The sequence below is a fragment of the Pseudarthrobacter sp. 1G09 genome, assembly GCF_050038305.1.
Lineage (GTDB): Bacteria > Actinomycetota > Actinomycetes > Actinomycetales > Micrococcaceae > Arthrobacter > Arthrobacter equi.
Map to the genome: position 1 here is coordinate 3,877,792 of NZ_CP188306.1, position 24,895 is coordinate 3,902,686.

21 protein-coding genes are annotated in these 24,895 nt (G+C 65.6%); 7 read left to right on the forward strand and 14 right to left on the reverse strand.

Annotated features, from left to right (window positions below):
* Positions 1–133: 133 nt before the first annotated feature.
* From ACP3TD_RS17965 to ACP3TD_RS18000, 8 genes are all read right to left on the reverse strand, one after another.
* Positions 134–2,161, reverse strand: a complete 2,028-nt coding sequence (locus ACP3TD_RS17965; protein ID WP_426764336.1) for an ABC transporter ATP-binding protein — start codon at positions 2,159–2,161, stop codon at positions 134–136.
* A gap of 196 nt (positions 2,162–2,357) precedes the next feature.
* On the reverse strand, positions 2,358–4,073 hold the full coding sequence (locus tag ACP3TD_RS17970; RefSeq protein ID WP_426764337.1) for a thiamine pyrophosphate-dependent enzyme: 1,716 nt from the start codon (positions 4,071–4,073) through the stop codon (positions 2,358–2,360).
* 40 nt (positions 4,074–4,113) lie between these two features.
* On the reverse strand, positions 4,114–5,649 hold the full coding sequence (locus ACP3TD_RS17975) for an amino acid permease (protein ID WP_426764338.1): 1,536 nt from the start codon (positions 5,647–5,649) through the stop codon (positions 4,114–4,116).
* 72 nt (positions 5,650–5,721) lie between these two features.
* Positions 5,722–6,654: a glutaminase gene (locus ACP3TD_RS17980; protein ID WP_426764339.1), complete on the reverse strand. Its 933-nt coding sequence runs from the start codon at positions 6,652–6,654 to the stop codon at positions 5,722–5,724.
* Positions 6,651–8,249 (reverse strand): PucR family transcriptional regulator, encoded by a 1,599-nt coding sequence (locus ACP3TD_RS17985; protein ID WP_426764340.1) that lies wholly within the window; start codon positions 8,247–8,249, stop codon positions 6,651–6,653. The genes ACP3TD_RS17980 and ACP3TD_RS17985 overlap by 4 nt, the downstream gene beginning before the upstream one ends.
* A 209-nt stretch (positions 8,250–8,458) precedes the next feature.
* Positions 8,459–10,204, reverse strand: a complete 1,746-nt coding sequence (locus ACP3TD_RS17990; RefSeq protein WP_426764341.1) for an ABC transporter ATP-binding protein — start codon at positions 10,202–10,204, stop codon at positions 8,459–8,461.
* 148 nt (positions 10,205–10,352) lie between these two features.
* Positions 10,353–10,745: a nuclear transport factor 2 family protein gene (locus tag ACP3TD_RS17995; RefSeq protein ID WP_426764342.1), complete on the reverse strand. Its 393-nt coding sequence runs from the start codon at positions 10,743–10,745 to the stop codon at positions 10,353–10,355.
* 134 nt (positions 10,746–10,879) lie between these two features.
* Positions 10,880–11,830 carry a GlxA family transcriptional regulator gene (locus ACP3TD_RS18000; protein ID WP_426764343.1) on the reverse strand — a complete coding sequence of 317 codons (951 nt, stop codon included), beginning with the start codon at positions 11,828–11,830 and terminating at the stop codon, positions 10,880–10,882.
* A 136-nt stretch (positions 11,831–11,966) separates the two neighbouring features.
* On the opposite strand from ACP3TD_RS18000, the gene ACP3TD_RS18005 reads away from it, so the two are divergent.
* Both ACP3TD_RS18005 and ACP3TD_RS18010 read left to right on the forward strand, forming a co-directional pair.
* The gene (locus tag ACP3TD_RS18005) at positions 11,967–12,605 is read left to right on the forward strand and encodes an isochorismatase family protein (protein ID WP_426764344.1); all 639 of its coding nucleotides are present in this window, start codon (positions 11,967–11,969) and stop codon (positions 12,603–12,605) included.
* Between the two features lie 118 nt (positions 12,606–12,723).
* Positions 12,724–13,041 carry a DMT family transporter gene (locus ACP3TD_RS18010; RefSeq protein WP_426764345.1) on the forward strand — a complete coding sequence of 106 codons (318 nt, stop codon included), beginning with the start codon at positions 12,724–12,726 and terminating at the stop codon, positions 13,039–13,041.
* 9 nt (positions 13,042–13,050) lie between these two features.
* Here the strand turns inward: ACP3TD_RS18010 and ACP3TD_RS18015 are convergent, their stop codons facing one another.
* Entirely contained in the window at positions 13,051–14,142 is a 1,092-nt protein-coding gene (locus ACP3TD_RS18015; protein WP_426764346.1) for an SDR family oxidoreductase, read from the reverse strand.
* A 346-nt stretch (positions 14,143–14,488) separates the two neighbouring features.
* Here ACP3TD_RS18015 and katG point away from each other — a divergent pair, with 346 nt between their 5' ends.
* Positions 14,489–16,783, forward strand: coding sequence for a catalase/peroxidase HPI (gene katG / locus ACP3TD_RS18020; protein WP_426764347.1), 2,295 nt, complete (start codon positions 14,489–14,491; stop codon positions 16,781–16,783).
* Between the two features lie 115 nt (positions 16,784–16,898).
* On the opposite strand, the gene ACP3TD_RS18025 is transcribed toward katG, so the two are convergent.
* A complete protein-coding gene (locus ACP3TD_RS18025; protein ID WP_426764348.1) occupies positions 16,899–17,735 on the reverse strand; it encodes a helix-turn-helix transcriptional regulator in 837 nt (278 codons plus the stop codon).
* Positions 17,736–17,820: 85 nt separating this feature from the next.
* On the opposite strand from ACP3TD_RS18025, the gene ilvD reads away from it, so the two are divergent.
* The 3 genes from ilvD to ACP3TD_RS18040 all read left to right on the forward strand — a co-directional run bounded on the left by ilvD (position 17,821) and on the right by ACP3TD_RS18040 (position 20,821).
* Positions 17,821–19,680 (forward strand): dihydroxy-acid dehydratase, encoded by a 1,860-nt coding sequence (gene ilvD / locus ACP3TD_RS18030; protein WP_426764349.1) that lies wholly within the window; start codon positions 17,821–17,823, stop codon positions 19,678–19,680.
* 105 nt (positions 19,681–19,785) lie between these two features.
* The gene (locus tag ACP3TD_RS18035) at positions 19,786–20,124 is read left to right on the forward strand and encodes an antibiotic biosynthesis monooxygenase family protein (protein WP_426764350.1); all 339 of its coding nucleotides are present in this window, start codon (positions 19,786–19,788) and stop codon (positions 20,122–20,124) included.
* Positions 20,090–20,821 (forward strand): SDR family NAD(P)-dependent oxidoreductase, encoded by a 732-nt coding sequence (locus ACP3TD_RS18040; protein WP_426764351.1) that lies wholly within the window; start codon positions 20,090–20,092, stop codon positions 20,819–20,821. Before ACP3TD_RS18035 ends, ACP3TD_RS18040 begins: the two co-directional genes overlap by 35 nt.
* Before the next feature lie 191 nt (positions 20,822–21,012).
* Here ACP3TD_RS18040 and ACP3TD_RS18045 read toward each other — a convergent pair whose 3' ends face one another.
* Positions 21,013–21,150, reverse strand: a complete 138-nt coding sequence (locus ACP3TD_RS18045) for a hypothetical protein (RefSeq protein WP_426764352.1) — start codon at positions 21,148–21,150, stop codon at positions 21,013–21,015.
* A gap of 186 nt (positions 21,151–21,336) precedes the next feature.
* On the opposite strand from ACP3TD_RS18045, the gene ACP3TD_RS18050 reads away from it, so the two are divergent.
* Positions 21,337–22,536: a rhamnogalacturonan acetylesterase gene (locus ACP3TD_RS18050; RefSeq protein ID WP_426764353.1), complete on the forward strand. Its 1,200-nt coding sequence runs from the start codon at positions 21,337–21,339 to the stop codon at positions 22,534–22,536.
* 79 nt (positions 22,537–22,615) lie between these two features.
* On the opposite strand, the gene ACP3TD_RS18055 is transcribed toward ACP3TD_RS18050, so the two are convergent.
* The 3 genes from ACP3TD_RS18055 to ACP3TD_RS18065 form a co-directional block, all read right to left on the reverse strand.
* Entirely contained in the window at positions 22,616–23,053 is a 438-nt protein-coding gene (locus tag ACP3TD_RS18055) for a VOC family protein (RefSeq protein ID WP_426764354.1), read from the reverse strand.
* Positions 23,054–23,172: 119 nt separating this feature from the next.
* Positions 23,173–23,361 (reverse strand): hypothetical protein, encoded by a 189-nt coding sequence (locus ACP3TD_RS18060; RefSeq protein WP_426764355.1) that lies wholly within the window; start codon positions 23,359–23,361, stop codon positions 23,173–23,175.
* Between the two features lie 1,048 nt (positions 23,362–24,409).
* Positions 24,410–24,874 (reverse strand): pyridoxamine 5'-phosphate oxidase family protein, encoded by a 465-nt coding sequence (locus ACP3TD_RS18065; RefSeq protein WP_426764356.1) that lies wholly within the window; start codon positions 24,872–24,874, stop codon positions 24,410–24,412.
* Positions 24,875–24,895: the final 21 nt, after the last annotated feature.

The window sequence follows — 24,895 nt, forward strand, 5'->3', positions numbered from 1 at the left end:
AAAAGTCCGGTCCGTGCTGTATCCCAGATTACAGCGCACATTCTGATAGTTGGACGTTGATGCGAAACGTCCTAACGCCCAATAGATCGTCCACCTTTAAGCCCTGCATCCCGGCCCCGTCCGGCAGTTGATCTCAGACTTCCGCCGCAGGCGCCGCGAACTGCGCCTCATACAACCGCGCGTACGCCCCGCCGGCGGCCAGCAGTGACGCGTGCGTCCCCTGTTCCACGATCTGACCGGCCTCCATCACCAGGATGAGGTCGGCGTCACGGATGGTGGACAGGCGGTGCGCGATCACGAAGGACGTCCGGTCGGAGCGCAGCGCACTCATGGCCTTCTGCACCAGCACCTCGGTCCGGGTGTCCACGGAGGACGTCGCCTCGTCCAGAATCAGCACCGATGGCCGGGCCAGGAACGCCCGGGCAATGGTCAGCAGCTGCTTCTCGCCGGCCGACACGTTGGAGCCCTCGTCGTCCAGCACGGTGTCGTACCCGTCCGGAAGCGAGTGCACGAACCGGTCCACGTACGTCGCCTGCGCCGCCTCCAGGATCTCGGCCTCTGATGCCCCGGGCCGGCCGTAGGCGATGTTGTCCCGGATGGTCCCGCCGAACAGCCACGTATCCTGCAGCACCATCCCCATCCGCGAGCGCAGGTCATGCCGGCTCATGGTGGTGATGTCCACGCCGTCCAGCGTGATCCGGCCGCCGTCCAGCTCGTAGAACCGCATCATCAGGTTCACCAGCGTGGTCTTGCCCGCCCCGGTGGGCCCCACGATCGCTACCGTCTGCCCCGGCTCCGCGACCAGGGAGAGGTTCGAAATCAGCGGTTTGTCCGGCGAATACGCGAAGGATACCCCCTCAAACGCAAGCCGCCCACGCACCGCACGGCCGCCGTCGGACTCCTCACCCGAAGAAGCAGGATCCGCCGACTGCTCCTCCGTATCCAGCAGCCCAAACACCCGCTCCGCGGACGCCACCCCGGACTGCAGCAGGTTGGCCATGGACCCCAGCTGCGCCAGCGGCTGCGTGAACTGCCGCGAGTACTGGATGAACGCCTGCACATCGCCCAGCTGCATCGCCCCGGACGCCACCTGCAAGCCGCCCACCACGGCGATCCCCACGTACACCAGGTTCCCGATAAACGTCATGGCCGGCATGATCAGCCCGGAAATGAACTGCGCCCCGAAGCTTGCCTCATACAGCTCCTGGTTCTTCTGCCGGAACCGCTCCCCCACCTCGCGCTGCCGGCCGAACACCTTCACCAGCGCATGCCCGGTGTACGTCTCCTCGATCTGCCCGTTCAGCTGGCCCGTGTTCTTCCACTGCGCCACGAACAGCTTCTGCGAACGCTTGGCAATCAGCGCCGTAATACCCAGCGTCAGCGGAATGGTCACCAGCGCGATCAGGGCCAGCGTGGGCGAAAGGATGAACATCATCACCAGCACGCCCACCACGGACAGCACGGACGTCACCGCCTGGGAGATGGACTGCTGCAGGCTCTGCGAAATGTTGTCCACATCGTTGGTGACCCGGCTCAGCAGCTCACCGCGCTGGATGGAATCGAAATACTTCAGCGGCAGCCGGTTGATCTTCGCCTCGATCTCCTCGCGCAGCCCGAAGACCGTCCGCTGCACCACACCGTTGAGCACATACGCCTGCCCCCACATGAACGCCGACGCCAGCACATACAGCACCAGCGCCCACGTCAGCACGCTCCCCAGCGCCGCGAAGTCGATCCCGGCACCGGGCGTCAGCGTCATGGCGCTGAGCATGTCCGCCTTCTGGTTGTCTCCCGCCGCGCGCAACTGCGCGATCAGCTGCTCCTGCGTCACGCCCGCCGGCAGCTCCTTGGACACCACGCCGGAGAAGATCAGGTTGGTGCCCTCGCCCAGCAGCCGCGGCCCGATCACCTGCAGCACCACACCCGCCACGGCCATCAGCAGCACCAGGGTGAGCCAGGCACGTTCCGGCCGCAGCGTCCCCAGCAGCCGCTTGGCGGAGGCGCCGAAGTTCATCGCTTTCTCCGCCGGGATGTTCATTCCGCCGAAGGGTCCGCCGCGTCCGGGGCCGGCGGGACGCGGGATGCGTACGACGTCGGCGTCCGCGGTTTTCGTGCCGGGCGCGGCCTTGGTGCCGGGTGCCGAAGCGGGTTCGGGGCTCATACGGTCTCCTCCGCCGCGAGGTGGGAGAACACATGCCGGCTCACTGCCTGCCGCAACAGACGCAGGTGTTCAAGAAGCAGTCTCCAGAGCATGCCGGCTCCAACCTGACTCGAAGCTCACGGGAAGTGATGCAGAGGTCAGTTTACGTTCGGAGGCTGGGAATCAGCGGGCAGTTGCGCCACAGGAAATGCCCCTCTCAATAGGCTTTGACCCGCTGCTCCACAATGAGGTGGATCAGGGCGAAGACACCGTCCTCATCGATGGCCGCCAACGCCGCGTCCAGGGCGGCCGGAACGTCGCGGTCGTCGGTGACGGTGATCCCAAAACCGCCGAAGGCCCGGGCCATCAGGCCGAAATCCGGATTCTTCAGCTGCGTCCCGGAGACTCGGGCCGGATAATGCCGCTCCTGGTGGGTGCGGATGGTGCCGTACTCCTGGTTGTCCATCACGATCACCAGGGGCGTGGCCCCGTACTGCGCCGCGGTAGCCAGCTCCTGCCCGTTCATAAGGAACTCGCCGTCCCCGGCAATGGTGACCACCCGGCGTCGGGGTTCAGCCAGCGAGGCCGCGATGGCCGAGGGGACCGAATAACCCATGGAACCGTTGCGGGCGCTGATCATGGAGGCGTAGCGGCGGGTGGGGAAATAGCGGTGCGCCCAGTTGGTGTGCTCCCCCGCACCGAAGGTGACCATCGAATCCCCTGGCAGCCTGGGCACCAGGTTCGCCATGAGCGTGTCCATCCTCGCCTGCCCCGCTGCAGGCTCCGCCGGGGGCAGCGCGGCGAATCGCTCCTGCTCGCCGCGCATCCGGGCCGTCCACGCTTTCCACTCGTCCTTCACGGGCAGGTCGATGCCTGCAAGGTCGCGGACAAAGGCGTCAGGCTTGGCCAGGATCTGCCGCGAAACAGGTCCCGAGCGGCCCCGGAGTGAGGGGTCCACGGTGACCAGGAAGTTCTTCTTGTTCCAATCCTGCCGGCAGAGGAACCCGTCCGTGATTACGTCGCCCGGTACCGTCCCCACAAACACCAGCAAGTCGGTTTCCTCCAGCAGGTTGTACGTGGGCCGGGGCCTCCCATAGCCGATCGGTCCCACATAGGAGGGGGAATCGAAGGAAACCGTGCCCTGCGTCCGCCATTCCGCTGCCGCCGGGATGTGATGCCGTTCCAGCCAACCGGTCAACTGGTCCGCTGCCTCCTGAGTCCAGTCGTTGCCGCCGGTGACGAACAGCGGCTTGCGGGACTCTGCCAGCGCAGCCTCCAGGGCGGTGGCGTCGGTGATGCTCATCCCGCCGGCGGCCACCGGAATGACGGGGTGGACCGCCGGGTCGATCTGCTGCCGGATGATGTCCTCCGGCAGGCCCACCACCACCGGACCCGGCCGCCCGCTCATGGCCGCGAACATCGCTTCGGCCACGATCTCGGATGCCCGTTCCGGGTGGTCCAGCACCATGACACGTTTGGCGCCGGTATCAAACCAGGCCTTGATGTCGAACTCCTGGAACGCCTCACGGTCACGGTGCGCGAACGGGATCAGGCCCACGAACAGCAGCATGGGGGTGGAATCCTGCCATGCGGTATGCAGCCCCACATGCGCGTTCGCCGCCCCGGGGCCGCGGGTCACCATGGCCACCCCGGGGCGCTGCTGCATTTTCCCGTCCGCCTCCGCCATGTAGGCCGCACCGCCTTCGTGCCGGCAGACGATGGTTTCAATCTTCGAGTGGTGCAGGCCGTCCAGCACGTCAAGGAAGCTCTCGCCGGGAACCACGTAGGTGCGCTCCACGCCGTGGGCCAGCAGCGAATCAACAATCACGTGCCCGGCGGACTTCAGCGCCGGGCGTGGGTCAGCAGTGGAAAGAACGACGGCGGCGGGCCGGGTGGGGGATGCGGTCAGGGTTGCTTCGGTTTCCGTTGTCATGGGCTTTCTTTGGCAGTGCGGATCGGTTGGCGTTGGTGAATTACCGGATGGGTGTCCGGTTGGCGATGACCGGTGCGGTGCCGGTGTGGCCTTCGCGGGTTTCGGCGATTTCGTGGATGCGTTTGCGGCAGGCGTACCAGCCGAAGACCATCAGGACTGAGGCGATGGCTGTGACCATCATGGTCAGGGGTGAGTCGATGAAGACCATGATCAGGACGCCTATCAGGAAGACCAGGGAGAGGTATCCGGTGTAGGGGGCGCCGAACATCCTGAAGGAGGGCCGTTCCACCCATCCTTTGTCGGCCCAGCGTTTGAGCTGGATCTGGCACAGGACGATGGTGGCCCAGGTCATGATGATGCCCACGGAGGCGATGTTCAGGACGATCTCGAACGCTTCGGCCGGGACCAGGTAGTTCAGCGGCACACCGAGGAGCGAGACGGCGGCGGTGATGGCGATGCCGCCGTAGGGGACGCCGGCTTTGTTCATGCGGGACGCGAACTTCGGGGCGGAGCCGTTGACGGACATGGAGCGGAGGATCCGTCCGGTGGAGTACAGGCCGGCGTTCAGCGAGGACAGTGCCGCGGTGAGGACCACCAGGTTCATGATCACGTCCACGCCCTGGACGCCGATGGAGCCGAAGAACGTCACGAACGGGCTGACGCCCTTCTGGTAGGACGTGTACGGGAGCAGCAGGGCCAGCAGGATCACGGAGCCGACGTAGAACACCGCGATGCGGAAGACTACGGAGTTGATGGCCTTGGGCATGATTTTCTCGGGGTTCTCGGTCTCGCCGGCGGCGGTGCCGACCAGTTCGATCGAGGCGTAGGCGAACAGGACGCCCTGCATGAGGATGATCATGGGCAGCAGGCCGTTGGGGAACACGCCGCCGTTGTCCGAGAGGAGGCTCAGGCCTACCTCCTGCCCGTCCACGGGGGTGCCGAAGATGACGAAGTACGTGCCCACCAGCAGGAACGCGACCAGGGCGGCGACCTTGATGAGGGCGAACCAGAATTCCATCTCGCCGAAGACCTTCACGGAGACCAGGTTCAGGCTCAGGACCACTACCAGGGCGATCAGGGCCCAGGCCCACTGCGGCACGTCAGCCATCCAGGGGACGTAGTTGCCGAAGAAGTGCATGTAGAGCGCCGCGGCGGTGATGTCCACGATGGTGGTGGTGGCCCAGTTGATCCAGTAGAACCAGCCGGACACGAACGCGGCCTTCTCCCCGAAGAACTCACGGGCGTAGGACACGAAGGACCCGGACGAGGGGCGGTGGAGCACCAGCTCGCCCAGGGCCCGCAGGATCAGGAACGCGAAGAAACCACACACCGCGTAAGCGATCACCAGCGACGGGCCGGCCGCGTTCAGGCGCCCGCCGGCACCAAGGAACAAACCGGTACCAATAGCGCCGCCGATGGCGATCATCTGGATCTGCCGCGGCTTCAGGCTCTTGTGATAACCCTTATCCTCAGCATGCAGCGAGGACTCGGAAGCGTGGGCATGACCACCGTCGATCAGGTGGTCCGGTGCGGCATTGCGGTCCGCTACAACCTCGTCATTGGGGTTGTTGGGCATGGTTGAGCCTTTCAGTAGGGGAACATCAAGCAAGGTGGGGAAGAAAATGGCCGGGCTGTGCAGCCCGGGTGTTCAGAAGACGGACCAGCCGGTGCGGTCCGAAAGGTCGGCCAGGGCGGCGGTGCCGGCCAGGGAATTTCCCTTAGCGTCCAGGCGGGGGCTCCAGACGCAGATGGCGCATTCGCCGGGAACGATCACCAGGATCCCGCCTCCCACGCCGCTTTTTCCGGGCAGGCCAACCCGGTAGGCGAACTCGCCGGCGGCGTCATACATGCCGCACGTCAGCATGATGGAGCCGATGCGTTTCGCTTCGCTGCGGGACACCACGGGTCCGTGGGTCCCCTCGCCGTCCCGGGCCAGGAAAAGTCCCGCTTTGGCGAGTTCCACGCAGGTCATCATGATGGAGCACTGCCGGACATAGTTTTCCACCACTGATTCCGCTGGCCGCGCCAGGTTGCCGAAATCCTTGAGGAAGTGCGCCAGGGCCAGGTTGCGGCTGCTGCTGGAAAGCTCGCTGGCCGCCGCGTCCTCGTCAATGAACGGACCAGCGCTGCCTGCCTCTTCGGTGAGGAACCGCAACAGCCGGGTGGCGGCGTCGGGCGTTTCATCCATCAGGTGGTCGGTGACCACCAGGGCACCGGCATTGATGAAGGGGTTCCGTGGGATGCCGTGCTCCACTTCCAGCTGGACCAGGGAGTTGAACGGGGTACCGGACGGCTCCCGCAGCACGCGGGACCACAGTGTTCCCGGGCCGTCGCCCCGGAGCGCCATGGCCAGGGTGAACACCTTGGAAATGCTTTGGATGGAGAACGGAACGTGGGCATCGCCGGAACTGAACAGCTCACCGGACGTGGTGGCAACCGCGATCCCGAACCTGTTGAACGGCACTGCTGCCAAGTGCGGGATAGTGGCGGGGACTGACCCGCTTTCCCGCTGCGGTGTGTGGCTGCGGACGATGTCGTCCAGTATCGGGCCCAACGGAGGCGCCATAAGTGCTGTGGTCATTTCCTGCCTAAGAGTTCTTTGTGTGTACCGGCCCATTCCTGGATGTGGAGCAGGGCCACCAACGCATCCCGGGGGTCGCTGAAATCCAGGCCCGTCAGCCGGGATGCCTTGCCGATCCGGTAGTAGACGGTGTTCTTGTGGAGCTTCATCCTGGCGGCGCACCCGGCCACGTCAAGGGCGGCATCGAAATACGCGTGGAGGGTTTCGGCGAGTTCGCCGTCCTCCCGCAGCAACGCGGAAAGGCTGCGGTGACGGAACGTGGAGGACGTGAAATTGTGGACTGCTTCGCGGAAGAGGATCTCGGCTTCAAAGTCGTCCACGGTGGCAACCGACGCGTCCGGAGACCCGCCGACGCAGCCCAGCAGGGCCTCGGTGATGCTGGTGGTTGAATGCAGCGACAGCAGGTCCGGGACCACCGGCCCCACGGCGGCGAACGGACGGATGCCCAGGTGCTTGCCCGCATCCCGGACGATCGACTCAGCCAGGCTGCGCAGCCCAGGTTCCGCGGCGGTGGACTGCAGCCCAGGGACAATCACCGCGGTATCGCCCTTGAACTGGCCCACGATGGCGGAGGCCTTATACGCGGCCGCATGGATGGATGCCAGGTTGGCCAGCTCGCCGTGTTTGAGTGCTGCGTCGTCCGCCTGCGCCTCGGCATCCGAGATGCCCAGCAGGATCAAAGCCGCGGGACGGTCAGCGGGGATCTTCTCGCTGTGGGCGCTGGCGGCGGCTTCCGCCGGGCCCGACAGGATCCGCGCCACGCGGTCTTCGCGCATGTGCACGGACTGCTGGTTGCGGTAACGGATCAGCTCGGCGGAAGCCCTGGCGGCAGATCCGTTGAGGACATAGTCAACGTCCGCGCCGAACCCCGCCCCGGTTTCCTGGAGCCAGATGTACCCCATGATCCGGTCCCCGGCGAACAGCGTGATGGCCACGCGTTCCCGCAGCCCGTCCTGCGGCCGGGCTGGCACCCGCACCGGCAGCCGGGTCCGGTGCAGTTCCCGGTAGGCGCCCAGGTCTTTGAGCAACAGCTCATATTTCCGCGGACCGCGCCGGGTCAGGATGGAAGCTTTGCGCAGCTCGTCGATGTCATTGGAAACAGTGGAGTAGGCCAGCACCTTGTTGGCGGCGTCTTCGATGAGCACGTGGCTGGAGGTGAGCCTGGCCGTGGTCTGGGCAATCGCAAACAGATCCTCTTCCAGCAGGGTCAGCACTTCGCTCTGGTAGCTGCGGGGCTGGATCCTGTCCTTGGCGATGGACAGGAGGCGGTCCCAGTCAGCCGCCGGATCCACCAGGAGCAGGCCCGTGCCCGCATCGCGGAGCAGCTCCTCGGCCTCGATGAGCTCTTCCCGCTTTCCCTTCACGGCAATCACCGGCGGGGGGTTCTTCAGAAGCCGCCGCAACGCGGGCAGGGCCGAGCGGCCGCGGACGCCGATCAGCAGCACAAAGGCCGCACCGCCGTCGGACGTTTCATCATCGGCATCCACAATCAGGAACCGTTCAATGGCGGAGCCGGCCGGGACCGGCCCGAGGACCAGGGTGGCGAAACCCAGGGGGAGATCCGAGAGGATGTCGTCCACCGTCACCGCTGCCATGGGCTTCCTTCTGCGTCGAACTGGCCGGACGGCTCTGTCCGGACACCTCATGCTATCGAGGCGGCCACCCGCAAAATATGGTCGCGGGCCCAAAGGCAGTGGCAGCTTTTCGGTCCGCGGACCATGTCTGCAGTGTTACAGGCACTCCAGGTGCTTGCACCGGGCCACAACCCGCCAGGATCCGCCGGTCACGGACGCGGGCCGGGGGCTCAGACCGTCTCCTCCGCCGCGAGCTGCGACGAGACAATCTCGCGGTACGTCTCCGAACTCTCCAGCAGCTCATGGTGCGTTCCGCGCGCCACGATCCTGCCGTCGTCGAGCACCAAAATCTGGTCCGCCTCCACGATGCTGGACACCCGCTGCGCGATGACCACCATGGAGGCGCCGGACGTGCTCCGCTTCAGCGCCCGCCGCAGCCGCGCGTCCGTGCCGGTGTCCAGGGAGGAGAAGGAGTCGTCGAAAATGTAGAGCTCGGGCCGTTTCACCAGGGCCCGGGCGATGGCCAGCCGCTGCCGCTGCCCGCCGGAAACGTTGGTGCCGCCCTGGCTGATGGGTGCGTCCAGCCCCGCCTCCATCTCCTCCACGAAGTCCCTGGCCTGCGCGATCTCCAGCGCCTCCCACAGCTCGTCCTCGGTGGCCGCCGGGTTGCCGTACAGCAGGTTGCTGCGCACGGTGCCGGTGAACAGGTAGGGCCGCTGCGGCACCAGGCCGATGTGCCCCCAGAGCAGGTCCGGGTGCAGGTCGCGGACGTCCACCCCGTCGATCAGGACCGCCCCGGTGGTGACGTCGAACAGGCGCGGCATCAGGTTCACCAGGGTGGTCTTGCCCGCGCCGGTGCTGCCGATGATCGCCGTGGTCTGCCCGGCCTTCGCGGTGAAGCTGATGCCGGAGAGGACCGGCTGGTCGGCACCCGGGTAGGCGAATCCGACGTCGCGCATCTCCAGCTCGCCCCTGCGCTGCCTGCCGTCCGCCGCGGCGGTGACCGGGTTCAGTGGCGGCAGCACGCTGGACCGGGTGCCCAGCACCTCGCCGATGCGGTCCGCGGACACCGAGGCGCGCGGGATCATCACCGCCATGAACGTGGCCATCATGACGGACATCAGGATCTGCATCAGGTAGCTGAGGAAGGCGATCAGGGTGCCCACCTGCATGGACCCGTCCCCGATCCGGAACGAGCCGAACCAGATCACCGCCACGGACGACACGTTCAGCACCAGCATCACCACCGGGAACATGAGCGCCATCAGCCGGCCGGCCTGCAGGGCCACGTCCGTGACATCCGCGTTGGCCTGGGTGAACCGGGCCGTCTCCACGTCCTCGCGCACGAACGCCCGCACCACCCGGATGCCGGTGAGCTGTTCGCGCAGCACCCGGTTCACGGTGTCGATCCGCTTCTGCATCTTGCGGAACAGCGGCACCATCCGGATGACGATCAGCCCGACGGCGATCAGCAGCACCGGCACGCAGACGGCGATCAGCCAGGACAGCTGGACGTCCTGCCGGATGGCCATGATCACGCCGCCGATGCTGAGCATGGGTGCTGCCACCATCAGCGTGGCGCTCATCAGCACCAGCTGCTGGACCTGCTGGACATCGTTGGTGGACCGGGTGATCAGGCTGGGGGCACCGAACCGGCTGACCTCCTGCTCGGAGAACTCCCCCACCCGCTCGAAGATGGCTCCGCGCAGGTCCCGGCCCAACCCCATCGCGGCCTTGGCGCCGAAGTAGACGGCCACCACCGCGCACGCGATCTGCGCGAGGGTAATGACCAGCATGATGGTGCCGGTGGACAGGATGTACCCGGTGTCCCCCTTGGCCACGCCCTCATCGATGATGTCCGCGTTCAGCGTGGGCAGGTACAGCGACGCGATGGACTGCGCCAGCTGGAAGATCACGACGGCGGCCAGCAGCGCGCGGTGCGGCCGCAGGTATTCAACAAGCAGTTTCCAGAGCATTCCGGTTCCAACCTGACGGAGTGTCCACAAAACGTGGTGCGAGCGTCAGTTTACGTCCGGCAGCTGGGACTTGGACCGTGCCGCCGGAGAAAACCCGGAGGTTCTCCCACGGCGTACACACCGGTGATTCTGGGGTGTGCGTTCCCCATTAGGTCCAGAAGTCGGCAGCCTTGGCGGTGTCCTCCTGGAACTCGCTGACCTCGGTGACCTTGCCGTCCTTGAGCGTGAACACGAGGACGCCTTCCTGGTCCATGGATTGCCCGTTGCGCTGCGCCTGGGCCTTCTGGAGGCTGACGGTGTGCTGCTCCCCGGCGATGACGTCCTTGAGCTCCACCTTGGTGGTGCCTCCCGAGCGGGAGAACAGTTCACCGAAATAGGCCATGATTTCTTCCTGGCCGTTCTTGTCGCCCGCCAGCCCGCCGCTGCCGCCCACGTGGTAGACCGCGTCCTGCGCAAACAGCTCCATCAGGGTCTGGACGTCCCCTGAATTGAAGGCCTCATAACCGCGCCGCACCACCGCGGCGTCTTCCTGATTGCCCATCTCGAACCCTTTCCAACACCTTCGTGGGGTCCCAGCGGAGCAATTTTAGGCCTGCCGGGTTCGCGTGTCTATTGGCTTTCGGCCCCTTCAGCGGTGCCTGGTTGGCGTTCAAAACAGCCAACCGTGCTGCCCGGTTATCCCACCCGCGCATCAAAACGCCGCCGGTACTCCGTAGGCGTAGTGGAGAATGCAGCCGCGAAGTTCTGCCGCAGCGTGACGGCGTTGCCGAACCCGCAGTCGTCCGCGATCTGTTCCACTGACAGGTCGGTGGTCTCCAGCAGCCGCCGGGCAGCGTCCAGGCGGCGCGCACGGATCCAGGAAGCCGGCGTCGTACCTGTCGCGGCCCGGAAGGCGCGGACGAAGGTCCGGCGGCTCAGGTGCGCCTGCGCCGCGAGCCGGTCAATGGTGAGGGGTTCGCCCAAGCGGGCCAACGCCCAGTCAAGGAGGCTCGAGATCGGGTCATCAGCCGTACGTTGAGGCACCGGCCGCTCGATGTACTGCGCCTGGCCGCCGTCCCGGTGCGGAGCAATCACCAGGCTGCGAGCCACCTTGTTTGCCGCCTCCGCCCCCAGCCGCGAACGCACCACGTGCAGGCAGGCGTCGAGCGCGGAAGCCGTGCCGGCCGAGGTCAGGACATCACCGTGATCGATGTACAGCACGGACTGGTCAAGGGCGATATCCGGGTGCCGCACAGCCAGCGAATCAAACGCCTGCCAGTGCGTGACGGCCCGGCGCCCGGCGAGCAAACCGGCGTCGGCCACGGGAACCGCGCCCAGGCACAAGCCCATGATCGGCACCCCACGCCCGTGCGCAACTTGGAGCACCTGCCGCAGCGAATCACCGGGGACGCGACCGTCGTCGAACCATGAAGGCACCACCACAACGTCCGCCACCTCGGCAGCCTCCGGCCCCTTTATCTCACCCAGCCGGTAGCCCTCAGCGGTGGTTACCTCGCCTTCCTGGTCAGAGAACAGAACCGTCTTCCAGCCGGCGAGGCCCTGGCGGGCAACTTCGTCAAAAACCATCTGGGGAACGGCCAAGTGGAACATCGTTGCCCCATCGAAGGCATATACCGCAATCCTCATTCCGCCCCATTCCAACACTTTGGCCTGAATCCATCGTACATTCGCCTTCGTGCCACTGTTGATCCGGTTCATTGGTGGGAAGACTGGAAGGGTCGCCAACCGGCGGCCAAATCAACCACCAGGGAGAAACCAGAACATGAGCATCCCCCGCCGCGCCCTCATAGTCATCGACGTACAGCAGCAGTACTTCAGCGGTCCCCTCGAAATCCAGTACCCGGCGCACCAGGAGTCCCTGCCCATGATCACGAAGGCCGTGGACGCCGCGACAGCCGCCGGGATTCCGGTTGCCGTGATCCAGCACTCCGCGGGCGTTGGCGCACCCGTCTTTGCCCCCGGCACGCCGGAGTTCGAGCTGCACCCCGAGATTGAAAGCCGCAGGACCGGCGAATGGAAGTCCGTCGTCAAGCAGTACGGGTCCGTGTACGCGGGCACGGACGTCGCTGATTGGTTGCGGAAGAACGACGTCGACACGGTCACCCTGGTGGGCTACATGACCAACAACTGCGTGCTCGCCTCAGCCGTGGAGGCAGAGTCCCTCGGTTTCAGCACCGAGGTCCTTTCAGACGCCACAGGCGCCATCAACCTCGCCAACGACGCCGGTTTCGCTGATGCCCGGACGGTCCACACCACACTCCTGACGCTGCTGAACTCGAACTGGGCAGCAGTGGCGGACACTGACACGTGGACCAGTGCTCTGGCTGCGAATCGGGCCCTCAAGGGGAGTGACCTCGGCAGCTCCGCTGTTGCCGGTGCGGAGCTCGTCCCCCAGGCGTAACCAACCGTCCCGGGCCTCCCGCCTGCCATTGCACGTGGGAGGCCCGGGACCACCAGTGCCACTCGCTCCGTTGCACCCACGGGGACCAAGCCCCGATGATTCTCAAGGACTGAGGTAAATGAAGTGGATTCTTCTCGCCGGCGCGATCCTGAGCGGGGTAACGGCGTCCCTCTCCTTGAAAGCGGCCCTCGATAATCCTGTGTTCTTCATCGCGGTTATTCTCGGCTATTCCGCGTCCTTCGCATTCCTTGCCGGAGTCCTCCGGAAAGGCCTTGGCCTGGGCGTTGCCTACGGCATCTGGGCCGCCGCCGGCGTCGCCCTGATTGCCCTGGCCGGCCGCGTCTTCTTCAAGGAGACCATCACCCCCGTCATGATGCTCAGGCTCGGCCTCATCATCGGCGGTGTCCTGCTCATAGAACTCGGCGCAGCGCATTGACCCACTTCGTCAGGGAATGAGGCGCTCGGAGCGGTAGCGGTCAAACAGAGTGGTGAAGGCGTCCAGCGTCCGCCGGTAGCCCGTGAAACCTGCGTCCCTGCTCTTGCCCATGTCCGTCACGACCTCGATGTTCCGCCCCAGGTCGCCGTCCGTGTGCCACCAGGAGGCCACCCGGCCCAGGTCCTGTTCGCTGAGGTTGTTCTCCTCGGCGATCCTCCGCCACTGGTCCTCCCGCCCCGCCATGGACTGCTCAAGCGGACGGGGCTCCCCCTGGTACCCCTCCCACTCCACGCCGAAATGGGCTGCGAGCTTCGGCCACATCCAGCGCCAGCGGAACACATCGCCGTTGACGATGTTGAAGGCTTCATTGGCGGCGGCGGGAGTGGTGGAGGCCCACAGCATGTGCTCGGCAAGCAGGCCGGCATCCGTCATATCGGTCAGGCCGTTCCACTGGGTTTCGGACCCGGGGAAGACGAACGGCTGCCCGCTGTCCCGGCACAGGGTGGCCTGCGCGGCGAGCGTGAGGCCCATGTTCATGGCGTTGCCTACCGCATGGCCGATCACGGTGTGGGCACGGTGCACTGACCAGGTGAACCCCTGCTCGGCAGCTGCCGCCCAGAGTTCGTCCTCCTGGGCGTAGTAGAAGTTGTTCACCGGAAGCCGCGGTTCCTCCTCATGGAAGGGCGTGTCCGGCATTTCCCCGGCGGCGTACGCCTCGAACGGTCCCAGATAGTGCTTGAGCCCAGTCATCAGGGCAACGTGGGCTACGTCCTTTCCCCGCAGCGCTGCGAGCAGGTCACGCACCATGCCCGCATTCACGGCGATGTTCTCTTCCTCCGTGGCGCGGCGCGACCAGGCGGTGAAGAAAACATGGGAGGGGTTCTCCGGAGCAAGCACGGCGGCAAGGGCGGACGCCGAGGTCAGGTCCGCGGAGAGCCACCTGACGCCGGAGCGCTCAGGTCCGGGCCGGCGGGACAGGGCCAGGACTGACCAGCCGTCGCCAACCAGGGTATCCACCAGGGCGGAGCCTGAGATTCCGGTAGCCCCCACCACCAGTGCCGTCCGTCCGTTGCCCGCTGCTGTTCCTGCTCCGATGGTCATGGTGCTCCTTCTGGTAGGTGCTGTGTATCCGCGCGCCAGCACGGCCCCGCGCTGAGGCGGAGGCCCGCGCGCTGCATCGCGCCGGGAAAGGGACCGCTAAAGGACCCTTAGTCGACAAGCCCCGGCATCAGGAAGATATTCCGCGTAACACCCTGGCGGCACTGTTACGCGGACGGCGGAACCCTGCGGCCACCGCCGCCCGGCAATGCCGCAGATCACAGGGCAAGCGGCGGATTCACCCCAAATTAGGGGTCTCCTCGAACCATGGCTCTATGTTCAAATGGGAGGGTTTGCACCGGCTGCCCGAGTCCAACCGCGGCCTCGGCCCAACGGAAGGAAGAAGCACATGACCGATCCCCAAGAGCATCCTCCGCTTCCCACGCCAGCGAGCGCCCAGGGCGCGGACGGGAAGGCCGAGGGCGGCTGCCCTGTAATGCATGACAGCGTTACCGCACAGGGCAGCGAGAGCGAAAACCCGGCCATCGATTCACCCCAGCCTAAGGGGCACCGGCCGCGGACCATCGCCGACTGGTGGCCCAACCAGTTGGACCTTTCCGTCCTCCACACCAACCACCCGGCCGGCAATCCGCTGGGCCCGGACTTCAGCTACCGGGACGAATTCCAGAAGCTCGACGTCGAGGCACTCAAGCAGGACATCACCGAGGTCCTCACCACTTCGCAGGACTGGTGGCCGGCGGACTTCGGCCACTACGGCGGCCTGATGATCCGGATGAGCTGGCACGCGGCCGGCACCTACCGCGTCCATGACGGCCGCGGCGGAGCGGGCGACGGCGGCCAGCGGTTCGCTCCGCTGAACAGCTGGCCGGACAACGCCAACCTGGACAAGGCCCGCCGCCTCCTGTGGCCGGTGAAGCAGAAGTACGGCCAGAAGCTTTCCTGGGCGGACCTGTTGGTCCTCGCCGGCAACGTGGCCCTCGAGTCGATGGGCTTCAAGACCTTCGGCTTCGCGTTCGGCCGCGAGGACGTGTGGGAGCCGGAGGAGATCTTCTGGGGCCCCGAGGACGCGTGGCTGGGCGACGAGCGGTACGTCGCCGAAGGCCAGATGGCTGATGAGGTGGGCGCCACCGAGATGGGCCTGATCTACGTCAACCCCGAAGGCCCCATGGGCAACCCGGATCCGCTGGCTGCGGCGGCGTTCATCCGCGAAACATTCAAGCGCATGGCCATGAATGACGAGGAGACCGTGGCGCTGATCGCCGGCGGCCACACCTTCGGCAAGACCCACGGCGCCGGCAGCGCCGATGACCACGTTGGCCCGGAACCTGAGGGTGCGGACCTCGAGTCCCAGGGACTTGGCTGGCTGAGCACGTACGGGTCCGGCAACGGAGCCGACACCATCACCTCCGGCCTGGAAGTGACCTGGACGGACGTGCCCACGCAGTGGAGCAACCGGTTCTTCGAGATCCTGTTCGGGCACGAATGGGAGCTGGTGGAAAGCCCCGCCGGCGCCAAGCAGTGGGTGGCCAAGGACGCCGAGAAGATCATCCCCGACGCCCATGACCCGGAGAAGAAGCACCGGCCCACCATGCTCACCACGGACCTGTCGCTGCGCGTGGACCCGGAGTACGAGAAGATCTCCCGTCGCTTCCTGGAGAACCCGGACCAGTTCGCGCTGGCGTTCGCCAAGGCCTGGTACAAGCTGCTGCACCGTGACATGGGCCCGGTGGGTCCGCACCTGCTCGGCCCGTGGGTTCCGGAGGCGCAGCTGTGGCAGGATCCCGTTCCCGCCGTCGACCATGAACTGATCGGCGAGGAGGACATCGCCGCGCTGAAGGCCAAACTCCTGGACTCCGGCCTGACCATCCCGCAGCTTGCGGGCACGGCGTGGGCCTCGGCCGCCACGTACCGCAAGACGGACCGGCGCGGCGGCGCCAACGGTGCCCGGATCCGGCTGGAACCGCAGCGCAGCTGGGAAGCCAACGAACCCGAACAGCTCTCCACCGCGCTGCCGACGCTTGAGCGCGTGCAGGAGGAGTTCAACTCCGGCCAGGCCAACGGCAAGAAGGTATCCCTCGCGGACCTGATCGTCCTGGGCGGCGCGGCTGCGGTGGAAAAGGCAGCGTCCGACGCCGGGGTCCCCGTCACAGTGCCGTTCCGTCCAGGCCGCACGGACGCGGCACAGGAACAGACCGACGTCGAGTCCTTCGGCTACCTGCAGCCGCGGGCGGACGGCTTCCGAAACTACATCCGGCCTGGAGTGAAGCTCCAGCCCGAAACCCTGCTGCTGGACAAGGCCTACCTGCTGGACCTCTCCGCACCGGAGATGACGGCGCTGGTGGGCGGCATGCGAGCGCTGGGCACCAACGTGGGAGGCTCCGGCCACGGTGTCCTCACCGACAAGCCGCAGGCCCTGACGAACGACTTCTTCGTCAACCTCCTCTCCCCCGGCACCAAGTGGAAGGCCTCGGAGAACGAGGAGAACGTCTACGAGATCACGGACGTCTCCACCGGCGAAGTGAAGTGGACGGCCACCGCCGTGGACCTGGTGTTCGGCTCCAACTCGCAGCTCCGCGCCCTGGCCGAGGTCTACGCCAGCAGCGACGCCAGGGAGAAGTTCGTCCACGACTTCGTGGCGGCTTGGGCCAAGGTCATGGAACTGGACCGGTTCGACCTGAACTAAGCCTTGCCCCGGCGGCGCCCAGCCGCTGAACCTGCCTACAGAAATGGCGGCGAAACCATCCCGGTTTCGCCGCCATTTCCATTTCGCTGGGCCTCAGGTGGATTGGCGCGGTCGACTAGGCAGCAGCAGCGATGAGCCGCTCCATCTGCGTTCCCGCGTCGCTCCCGGGCGCCGGCGTGTAGACCACCAGGTGCAGGTCCGGCCGGTCCGACGGCGAGAGCTGGTGGTGCTCCAGCTGCAGCACTCCCACGGCAGGGTGGTGGAAGAGCCGTTCGCGCGATTCGAAGCCCAGGATGTCGTACCGGTCCCACCCTTCCCGGAATTCCGGGCTTGCCTCCTTGAGCCGTTCCACCAGGTTCTTGATGTCCACATCCCCCAAACGCTGCCCGGTTTCGGCACGGAACTCCGCCAGAAACCTCTTGCTGGTGACGTCCCAGTCCGGCAGCAGGTTCCTGACGTACGGGTCCGTGAACACCAGCCAGAGCAGGTTGCGGTCCGCGGCGGGAACGGTGGCGATGTTGGGAAAGAGGGCCGCGTAGGCGTTGTTCCAGCCTGCGACGCCCCAGTCCGGGAACAGCGCAAAGGACGGGTTCGGGTCAAGGGCGTCGAGCAGCCGCTGAAGATGGGCAGGCGCGGTGGCGGCCGCCGTCGTGCTCGGTCCGGCGGATGCGTACCCGCCGAGCGACAGGACGTAGTCCAGGCCGGTGTCTGAAAGATGCAGCGCCCTGCTGACTGCTTCCAGCACCTGGCGGGACGGGCTGATGTCGCGGCCCTGTTCCAGCCACGTGTACCAGGTGACGCTCACGCCGGAGAGGAACGCCACCTCTTCACGGCGCAGGCCCCGCTCCCGCTTGCGGGCTATGGGCGGGAGTCCGTAATCAACCCGGAGGGCCTGGTCCCGGCGGGCCCGGAGGAAGAGGCCCAGTTCTTTGCGGCGGCCGGAACTCTGCATTCGGAAATACTATTACTCTGGTACTCCCACTACTAGTAGCAAGGCCGTCTTCCTCTTGCGGCGGCGCCAGAGAAGGATGGTCATCATGCCTGCACTACGTTCAAAGACAGTTACCCACGGCCGCAACATGGCCGGAGCCCGCGCACTGCTGCGCGCATCCGGCGTCGCCAACTCGGATATCGGCAAGCCGATCATCGCCGTGGCCAACTCCTTCACCGAATTCGTCCCCGGCCACACTCACCTCGCCCCCGTGGGCCGTATCGTCTCCGACGCGATCCTCGCCGCCGGCGCCGTGCCGCGCGAATTCAACACCATCGCCGTGGATGACGGCATCGCCATGGGCCACTCCGGCATGCTCTACTCGCTGCCGTCCCGCGACCTGATCGCCGACTCGGTGGAGTACATGGTCAACGCACACTGCGCCGACGCCCTCGTGTGCATCTCCAACTGCGACAAGATCACCCCCGGCATGCTGATGGCCGCGCTGCGCCTGAACATCCCCGTGGTGTTCGTTTCCGGCGGACCCATGGAGGCCGGCCGCGTCACCCTGACCGACGGTTCTGTCCGCTCCCTTGACCTGGTGAACGCGATCGCCGACGCTGTGGACGAGTCCATCTCCGATGAGGACATCAACCTCATCGAAGAAAACGCCTGCCCCACCTGCGGATCCTGCTCCGGCATGTTCACGGCCAACTCCATGAACTGCCTCGCCGAGGCCATCGGCCTGGCCCTGCCGGGCAACGGCTCGGTACTCGCCACCCACACCGCGCGCAAGGCGCTGTACGAGAAAGCCGGCGCTACCGTCGTCGAGCTCGTAAAGCGCTACTACGACGGCGACGACGAGTCGGTCCTGCCGCGCAACATCGCCACCGCAGAAGCTTTTGATAACGCCATGGCGCTGGACATCTCCATGGGCGGCTCCACCAACACCATCCTGCACCTGCTGGCCGCGGCCCAGGAAGCCGGCGTGGACTACGGCCTGGCCGAGATGGATGCCAAGTCCCGCCAGGTGCCCTGCCTGGCCAAGGTGGCCCCGAACGTGGCCGGAAACAAGACCTACTACATGGAGGATGTGCACCGCGCCGGCGGTATTCCTGCGCTGCTGGGCGAGCTGAACCGTGGCGGCCTGCTGCACAAGAACGTCCACTCAGTGCACTCCACCGACCTGGACGGATGGCTGGATGACTGGGACATCCGCGGCGGCAAAGCCACCGAAGAGGCACAGGCCCTGTGGCACGCGGCCCCCGGCGGCGTCCGCTCCTCCACCGCGTTCTCACAGTCGAACGAGTGGACTTCCCTGGACACCGACGCCGCGGAAGGCTGCATCCGTTCGGTGGAGCACGCCTTCTCCAAGGACGGCGGCCTGGCCGTGCTGCGCGGCAACGTGGCAGTGGACGGCGCAGTGGTGAAGACCGCGGGCGTGGATGAATCCATCTGGACCTTCTCGGGCCCCGCTGTGGTGTGCGAGTCGCAGGACGAAGCCGTGGAGAAAATCCTGAACAAGGGCATCAAGGAAGGCGACGTGGTGGTCATCCGCTACGAAGGCCCCAAGGGCGGACCGGGCATGCAGGAAATGCTCTACCCGACGTCGTTCCTCAAGGGCCGCGGGCTCGGCAAGAAGTGCGCGCTGATCACTGACGGCCGCTTCTCCGGCGGCACCTCCGGCCTGTCGATCGGACACATCTCCCCCGAGGCTGCCTCCGGCGGCACCATCGCCCTGGTGGAAGACGGCGACATCATCAGCATCAACATCAGCCAGCGCTCCCTGCAGCTGGAAGTCTCCGACGAGATCCTGGCCGAGCGCCGCGAGAAGCTGTTGGTCAATGGCGGCTACAAGCCCAAGGACCGGGAGCGCCACGTCTCTGCGGCATTGCGCGCCTACGCCGCCATGGCAACCTCCGCGGACAAGGGTGCCGTCCGCGACGTGTCCCTCCTGGAGCACTAGGCTTTAGCGATCAGGTGACCCCGTCCGGAAAGCTTTCCGGGCGGGGTCTTCTGCGTTGCAGCAGGTCAAGCCGGGAATGGCCCGGAAACCTGCCAGAATAGCCGGATGATTACCGAGCACGCACTGCTGCCCGTCGTTCCCGGCCAGGAAGAGGAGTTCGAAGCCGCCTTCGGCCAGGCACGCCGGATCATCGCGGCCATGCCCGGCTTCAGTTCGCTGTCGCTCTCGCGCTCCATTGAGTCCCCCAGCACGTACCTGCTGCTGGTGGACTGGGAAACCCTCGAGGACCACACCGAAGGCTTCCGCGGCTCCCCCGAATACCAGCAGTGGCGGGCTTTGCTGCACCGGTTCTACGAGCCCTTCCCCGTGGTGGAGCACTACACCGAGGTGACGTCGGCACGGCCCGCCGATGCCCACTCCGGCACTTCGAAAGACCCGGCCTGATCCCGTGGTGGGCAGGCTTGCCGTGGTCACCGGGGCCAACCGCGGACTGGGATACGCCATTGTCCGCGAGCTCTCAGAAAACGGGTGGGACGTCCTCGCCCTCACCCGCACCTCCGGCGGACCCGCGGGCGGATCCTGGCCAGCCGGCGTCGTACCCGTCCTGCATGACGTCCGGTCCGAACCGGCGCACGCGCTCACCGCAGCGTTGGACCACCGACCCGTTGACCTGCTGGTCAACAACGCGGCGCAGGGTGCGCCGCACGGCAAATTGGGAGCCATCGAGGCGGACGGCCTTATGAACGCTGTGGATGTGAATGTGGCCGGTCCGCTGCGGCTGACGCAGTTCCTGCTGCCGAACCTGCTGGCCGCGCCGGACCCCGTCATTGTCAATGTGTCGTCCCGGCTTGGTTCCGTGACGGCGCAGGCGAACGGCGACTTCGCGGACCTTTCCACCAGCTATGCGTACAAGGTGTCCAAGGCAGCCCAGAACATGCTCACCGTTTCGCTGGCCCAGGAGCTCCAAGGCCAGGTGCGCTGCTGGGCGGTGCACCCCGGCAAACTCGCCACGGCCATGGGCCAGTCCGATGCTTCCAAGAGTCCCGCCACCGCCGCGCGGCAGCTGCTGGAACTCGTCGACTCGGGCTCCCGCATGTCTCCCCGGTTCTGCTCCCTCGGCGAGGAAGACCTGGCCTGGTAGGTCCGGGGAATGCGGGAAGGCCCCCACGCGAGTCGAAGCTCAAGCGCGGGGGCCTCCTTGTTGCCTCCGCATTGGGGGAATTGGAAGCAACTAAAAATCTACCCGCTGGTAACCTCCGTAAATGCCAATGTGGGCGGCCGGCGGGGAATCTTGACTGAAATTTGAGCCCGGGCACGGGCTGACGCTGCGGTTCAGTCTGTTTTCGGGCCCTTGGTCGCGTCCACGTCCTCTTCGGGCTCGAAAGTGTTGGCTTCGGCGTCTGCGCCGATTCCTACGCCGTCGCTGCCGCCGGGCTCTCCGCGCGTGCTCCGCACCGCAACAGGAAACACCAAAACATCACAGAAAACGCTCAAAATCTCTTGACTGAGAAAGTTGAACGCTGTTACAACTGTTGTAACAGCGGCTCCGGGCCTCAGGCCCCCACCTTCCCTCCATGTTCCAGATGCTTGCCTGCATCACTTTTGAATCGATACAACGCACCCGTGCCGCTCCAACCGTTATCAAAGGAGATCAACGTGACTCAAACCCCTCCCGCCCGCAGCGCCCGCAGCGCCCGCACCAGGAACTACCAAACGCCCCTGGCCTGGTGTCTTGCCGCCACCGCGCTGGCCAGTGGAGCCGGACTGGCGTTCTCCGCCCCGGCTGCCCAGGCCGAGCCCAGCAACTACAGATTCGACTTCGGCAGCGGGCCAGTGGAACAGGGCTACACGGGAGTCAGCGCCTCGGATGCCTACACGCCGGAGCGCCGGTACGGCTTCAACACCCCCGGGCACATGGCCAACGTGGCTGCCAAAGGAACCGGGGTGGGAAGCGACGCCGTCCGGTTCATGGAGTTCGGCACCAAGAGCAGCAATACCTTCAACGTGGACCTCAAGGAAGGCCTGTACAGGGTGACCGTCACCCTCGGCGATACGTCACGGGCAAGCGTTGCCGCCGAAGGCGTCTTCCAGGAGATGAACCTGACCGGAAACGGCGCCACGGCGTCTTTCGAGATCCCGGTAACCGACGGCCAGCTCAATCTCCTGGTCACGGAAGGCAAGGTGGGCACGGCCTTCACACTCAGCGCCCTGGACATCGAGAAGGTGTCGCGCCATCCCGAGATGGACCCCACCATCTGGGTGGGCGGCGATTCCACGGTCGCCAGCTACTATCCGCTCGATTCCAGCGTCCAGGGCGGCTGGGGCCAGCTGCTGTCGCAGTTCGTCGACCCGGAAGAGTACGACGTCCGCAACATGGCCACCGGCGGGCAGATCGCGCGCGGTTTCCGCAACGACGGCCAGCTGGAGGCCATCCTGCAGTACATCAAGCCCGGCGACCTCTTCCTGCTGGAGATGGGCATCAATGACACTGCCGCCAAGAACGCCACCACCGAGGCGGAGTTCAAGGAGATCATGCGTGACATGGTCCGCCAGGTGGCGGCCACCGGTGCCACCCCGGTCCTGGTGACCCCGCAGGGCCGCGCCACCGATTTCGTGGACGGCGTGCACTCCTCGGTGGACCGCTGGTACCGGCACTCCACGGTGGCCCTGGCACAGGAGGAAGACGTCCCCCTGGTGGACCTGAACGTGCTCTCATCCGCCTACTTCACGCAGATCGGCCCGGAGGCGACGCTCGCCCTGTTCATGACCGGCGACACCCTGCACCCCAACCGGGCCGGCGCTACCGAACTCGCCCGGGTCGTCACCGCGGACCTGGCGCGGCAGGGCCTCCAGTAGGCCGCACCTTCCGAAACAGGCGGACGACGGCGGCGCGCGGCGCCGGGAACGGGTTCCGGAACGCCGCAGCCCGCCGTCGTCAGTCCTTCTTCAGTGCTTCGGCGAGCATGACGATAATGCCGCTGGGCCCGCGCACATAGGAGAGTTTGTAGATGTCCTGGTAGGTGGCCACGCCGCGCAACGGAAGGCAGCCGTGCTTCGCGGCGATCTCCAGGGCTTTGTCGATGTTGTCCACGGAGAAGGCGACACGGTGCATGCCAATTTCGTTGGGCAGCGTGGGTTCCGTCTCGATTGCCTTCGGATGGATGTACTCGAAGAGTTCCAGCTGGCCGTGGCCGTCCGGTGTCTGGAGCATCGCAATCCTGGCATGGTTGCCGTCGAGGCCAACGGCGGTATCGGTCCATTCGCCGCTGACGGTATCCCGCCCTACCACCGTGAGGCCGAGATCGGTGAAGAAGGCGATGGTTTCTTCCAGGTCCCGGACGGCGATGCCCACGTTCTCAAGCTTGATGGTCATGGGTGCACGCTACCGAGAGGGGTGGCGCAGGGTCTAGGGGCAGCAGTATGCGTTGACTTCCCCTTCCGCCGGATGAATCCCTCTGGACAAACCGTTAATCCGGCACAATCTGGCACTGTTCAAAGCAGGATCACCGGTTGCGAACCAAATCGCTCAAACAGCGACCGCGCGCCCTTCCCGTCGCTTTTTTGAACTGCGCCTTTGGTGAGCTCTTGCTGGTTCGACACTTGAGTGGCCTGCGCTGAAGAAAGAATACCGGTCAGCAACAGTCCGGATACGAGCGCAGCGCTGAGTGCTTTCTTCCCCAATATTTATCTGTTTTACTGCTACTTTTTCAGGTGTGTGGCAAGCTCTCGTTAATGCGCGAGGCCACAGAGCCGGGGTTTGGCACCGAAACGACCCATTTGCGAGCCGTTGTTTCTAACAAGACCGCGGGGCCTCCCACCAGTACACCCTTCGTGTTATTGCCCAAGGCCCGGATCCCGAACCCTTCCGACACTGACGTTGACGGGGCTTCGCGAGCTGTGAGAACACTGGAGAAGCTCAGCGTAGCCGCATAGAAAGGCTTGCAACGAATCACGAGACGGTCAGTTTCGACGTCGATCGTGACGGTCATGCTCATAACCAAATAAGTGAGGGCAACCATCCCGGCGACGATCGCCAACCCCGGTAGGGGGATGTTCCCCGCTACTGCCGAGACCAGCACCACAACGCAAGAGGCGCCAACTATGCCCCAAATGAGACGCTTCGTCTTACCAGAAAGCTTTGCTTCCGATACCAACATGATTCCCCCAATCAGCTGAATGTGACAAGGCTAGTCACATGTCAACTAAAGTTACAAACTGCAGTCCAAGCCATGAAGCGCCCGGTATGACGCATCCTTAGCTCACGTCGAGTAGCCGTGAAGCCTGCGGTGAAGGGGTCGGTCGGCCGACCTCACCTATACGCGGTCTTAAGAGCTCGCTAGTTGATAAGAAGTTTGCGACTTGGTTCTGACCAACCAGCGCCCTCTTTACGGGTTAAGAGCCGAGCCGGAAACCCTTTCGGCCGCAGTATCCCCTGCTGGTGCCAGCGATACTTAGAACCGGCGTACTCAGCGTCGCCTAGTCGGCGGCCACGGAGCGTTTCCGGAGAAGTACACCTCAACCGGACGTCGGCCCCCTGGTCAGAGCGTCAGGGTAGAGTCCACACGCCGCCTACTGCACCACGCCATGCAGCAGCTTTCGACCTCAACCTGACAACAGCAAGCCAAGACCCGCGGAGCGGCGAGGACGCACCCGCACTTGCCCCGGTCCAGCGCTTAGCGCGGCAAGAGTGGGTCAGAGATCCCGCCCGTGACTCGTCACAGCGCCTCCGTCAGGTCCAGTCCGAGGAGAAGTCGAGCGGCGGCCACCAGCGGGTCCGTGAATGCACCGGGAACCTGCGGCCCGTGACTTCGGTGGGAGTAATGCGGATCAGATGGTCCTTGGGCCCCGGCAGCCACGGTTCACGGTCCGGATCGGCCAGCTCAACGGGCGCCTCACCCTCCGGAACCTGCCCGGGGATGCCCTTGACCACCACGCTCCACACCTCGGTGCTGTAGGTGCCCAGCCCGTCCGTTTCAAACGCGACCGGCGTGCTGCTGAGCAGGGCGTTGAGCTTCGCGCCGGGGGCCGTGCGGAACAGGATGGTGCGGTCCACGGGCACGAAATTGACCGGGAAAATCTCCGGAACCGCCCGGTTGATCACCGCCAGCCTGCCGATATACGCGGACTCGAGGTATCGCCAGCATTCGTCCATGGTGAGGGTCTCGGCTTGGGGCTGCTGCTGCGGTGTGGCCATGGCCGTGATTCTAGGCCGGGG

Coding starts and splice junctions, on each gene's coding strand:
- ACP3TD_RS17965 (WP_426764336.1), bottom strand. CDS start 2,161: ATGAGCCCCGAACCCGCTTCGGCACCCGGCACCAAGGCCGCGCCCGGC.
- ACP3TD_RS17970 (WP_426764337.1), bottom strand. CDS start 4,073: ATGACAACGGAAACCGAAGCAACCCTGACCGCATCCCCCACCCGGCCC.
- ACP3TD_RS17975 (WP_426764338.1), bottom strand. CDS start 5,649: ATGCCCAACAACCCCAATGACGAGGTTGTAGCGGACCGCAATGCCGCA.
- ACP3TD_RS17980 (WP_426764339.1), bottom strand. CDS start 6,654: ATGACCACAGCACTTATGGCGCCTCCGTTGGGCCCGATACTGGACGAC.
- ACP3TD_RS17985 (WP_426764340.1), bottom strand. CDS start 8,249: ATGGCAGCGGTGACGGTGGACGACATCCTCTCGGATCTCCCCCTGGGT.
- ACP3TD_RS17990 (WP_426764341.1), bottom strand. CDS start 10,204: ATGCTCTGGAAACTGCTTGTTGAATACCTGCGGCCGCACCGCGCGCTG.
- ACP3TD_RS17995 (WP_426764342.1), bottom strand. CDS start 10,745: ATGGGCAATCAGGAAGACGCCGCGGTGGTGCGGCGCGGTTATGAGGCC.
- ACP3TD_RS18000 (WP_426764343.1), bottom strand. CDS start 11,830: ATGAGGATTGCGGTATATGCCTTCGATGGGGCAACGATGTTCCACTTG.
- ACP3TD_RS18005 (WP_426764344.1), top strand. CDS start 11,967: ATGAGCATCCCCCGCCGCGCCCTCATAGTCATCGACGTACAGCAGCAG.
- ACP3TD_RS18010 (WP_426764345.1), top strand. CDS start 12,724: ATGAAGTGGATTCTTCTCGCCGGCGCGATCCTGAGCGGGGTAACGGCG.
- ACP3TD_RS18015 (WP_426764346.1), bottom strand. CDS start 14,142: ATGACCATCGGAGCAGGAACAGCAGCGGGCAACGGACGGACGGCACTG.
- katG (WP_426764347.1), top strand. CDS start 14,489: ATGACCGATCCCCAAGAGCATCCTCCGCTTCCCACGCCAGCGAGCGCC.
- ACP3TD_RS18025 (WP_426764348.1), bottom strand. CDS start 17,735: ATGCAGAGTTCCGGCCGCCGCAAAGAACTGGGCCTCTTCCTCCGGGCC.
- ilvD (WP_426764349.1), top strand. CDS start 17,821: ATGCCTGCACTACGTTCAAAGACAGTTACCCACGGCCGCAACATGGCC.
- ACP3TD_RS18035 (WP_426764350.1), top strand. CDS start 19,786: ATGATTACCGAGCACGCACTGCTGCCCGTCGTTCCCGGCCAGGAAGAG.
- ACP3TD_RS18040 (WP_426764351.1), top strand. CDS start 20,090: ATGCCCACTCCGGCACTTCGAAAGACCCGGCCTGATCCCGTGGTGGGC.
- ACP3TD_RS18055 (WP_426764354.1), bottom strand. CDS start 23,053: ATGACCATCAAGCTTGAGAACGTGGGCATCGCCGTCCGGGACCTGGAA.
- ACP3TD_RS18065 (WP_426764356.1), bottom strand. CDS start 24,874: ATGGCCACACCGCAGCAGCAGCCCCAAGCCGAGACCCTCACCATGGAC.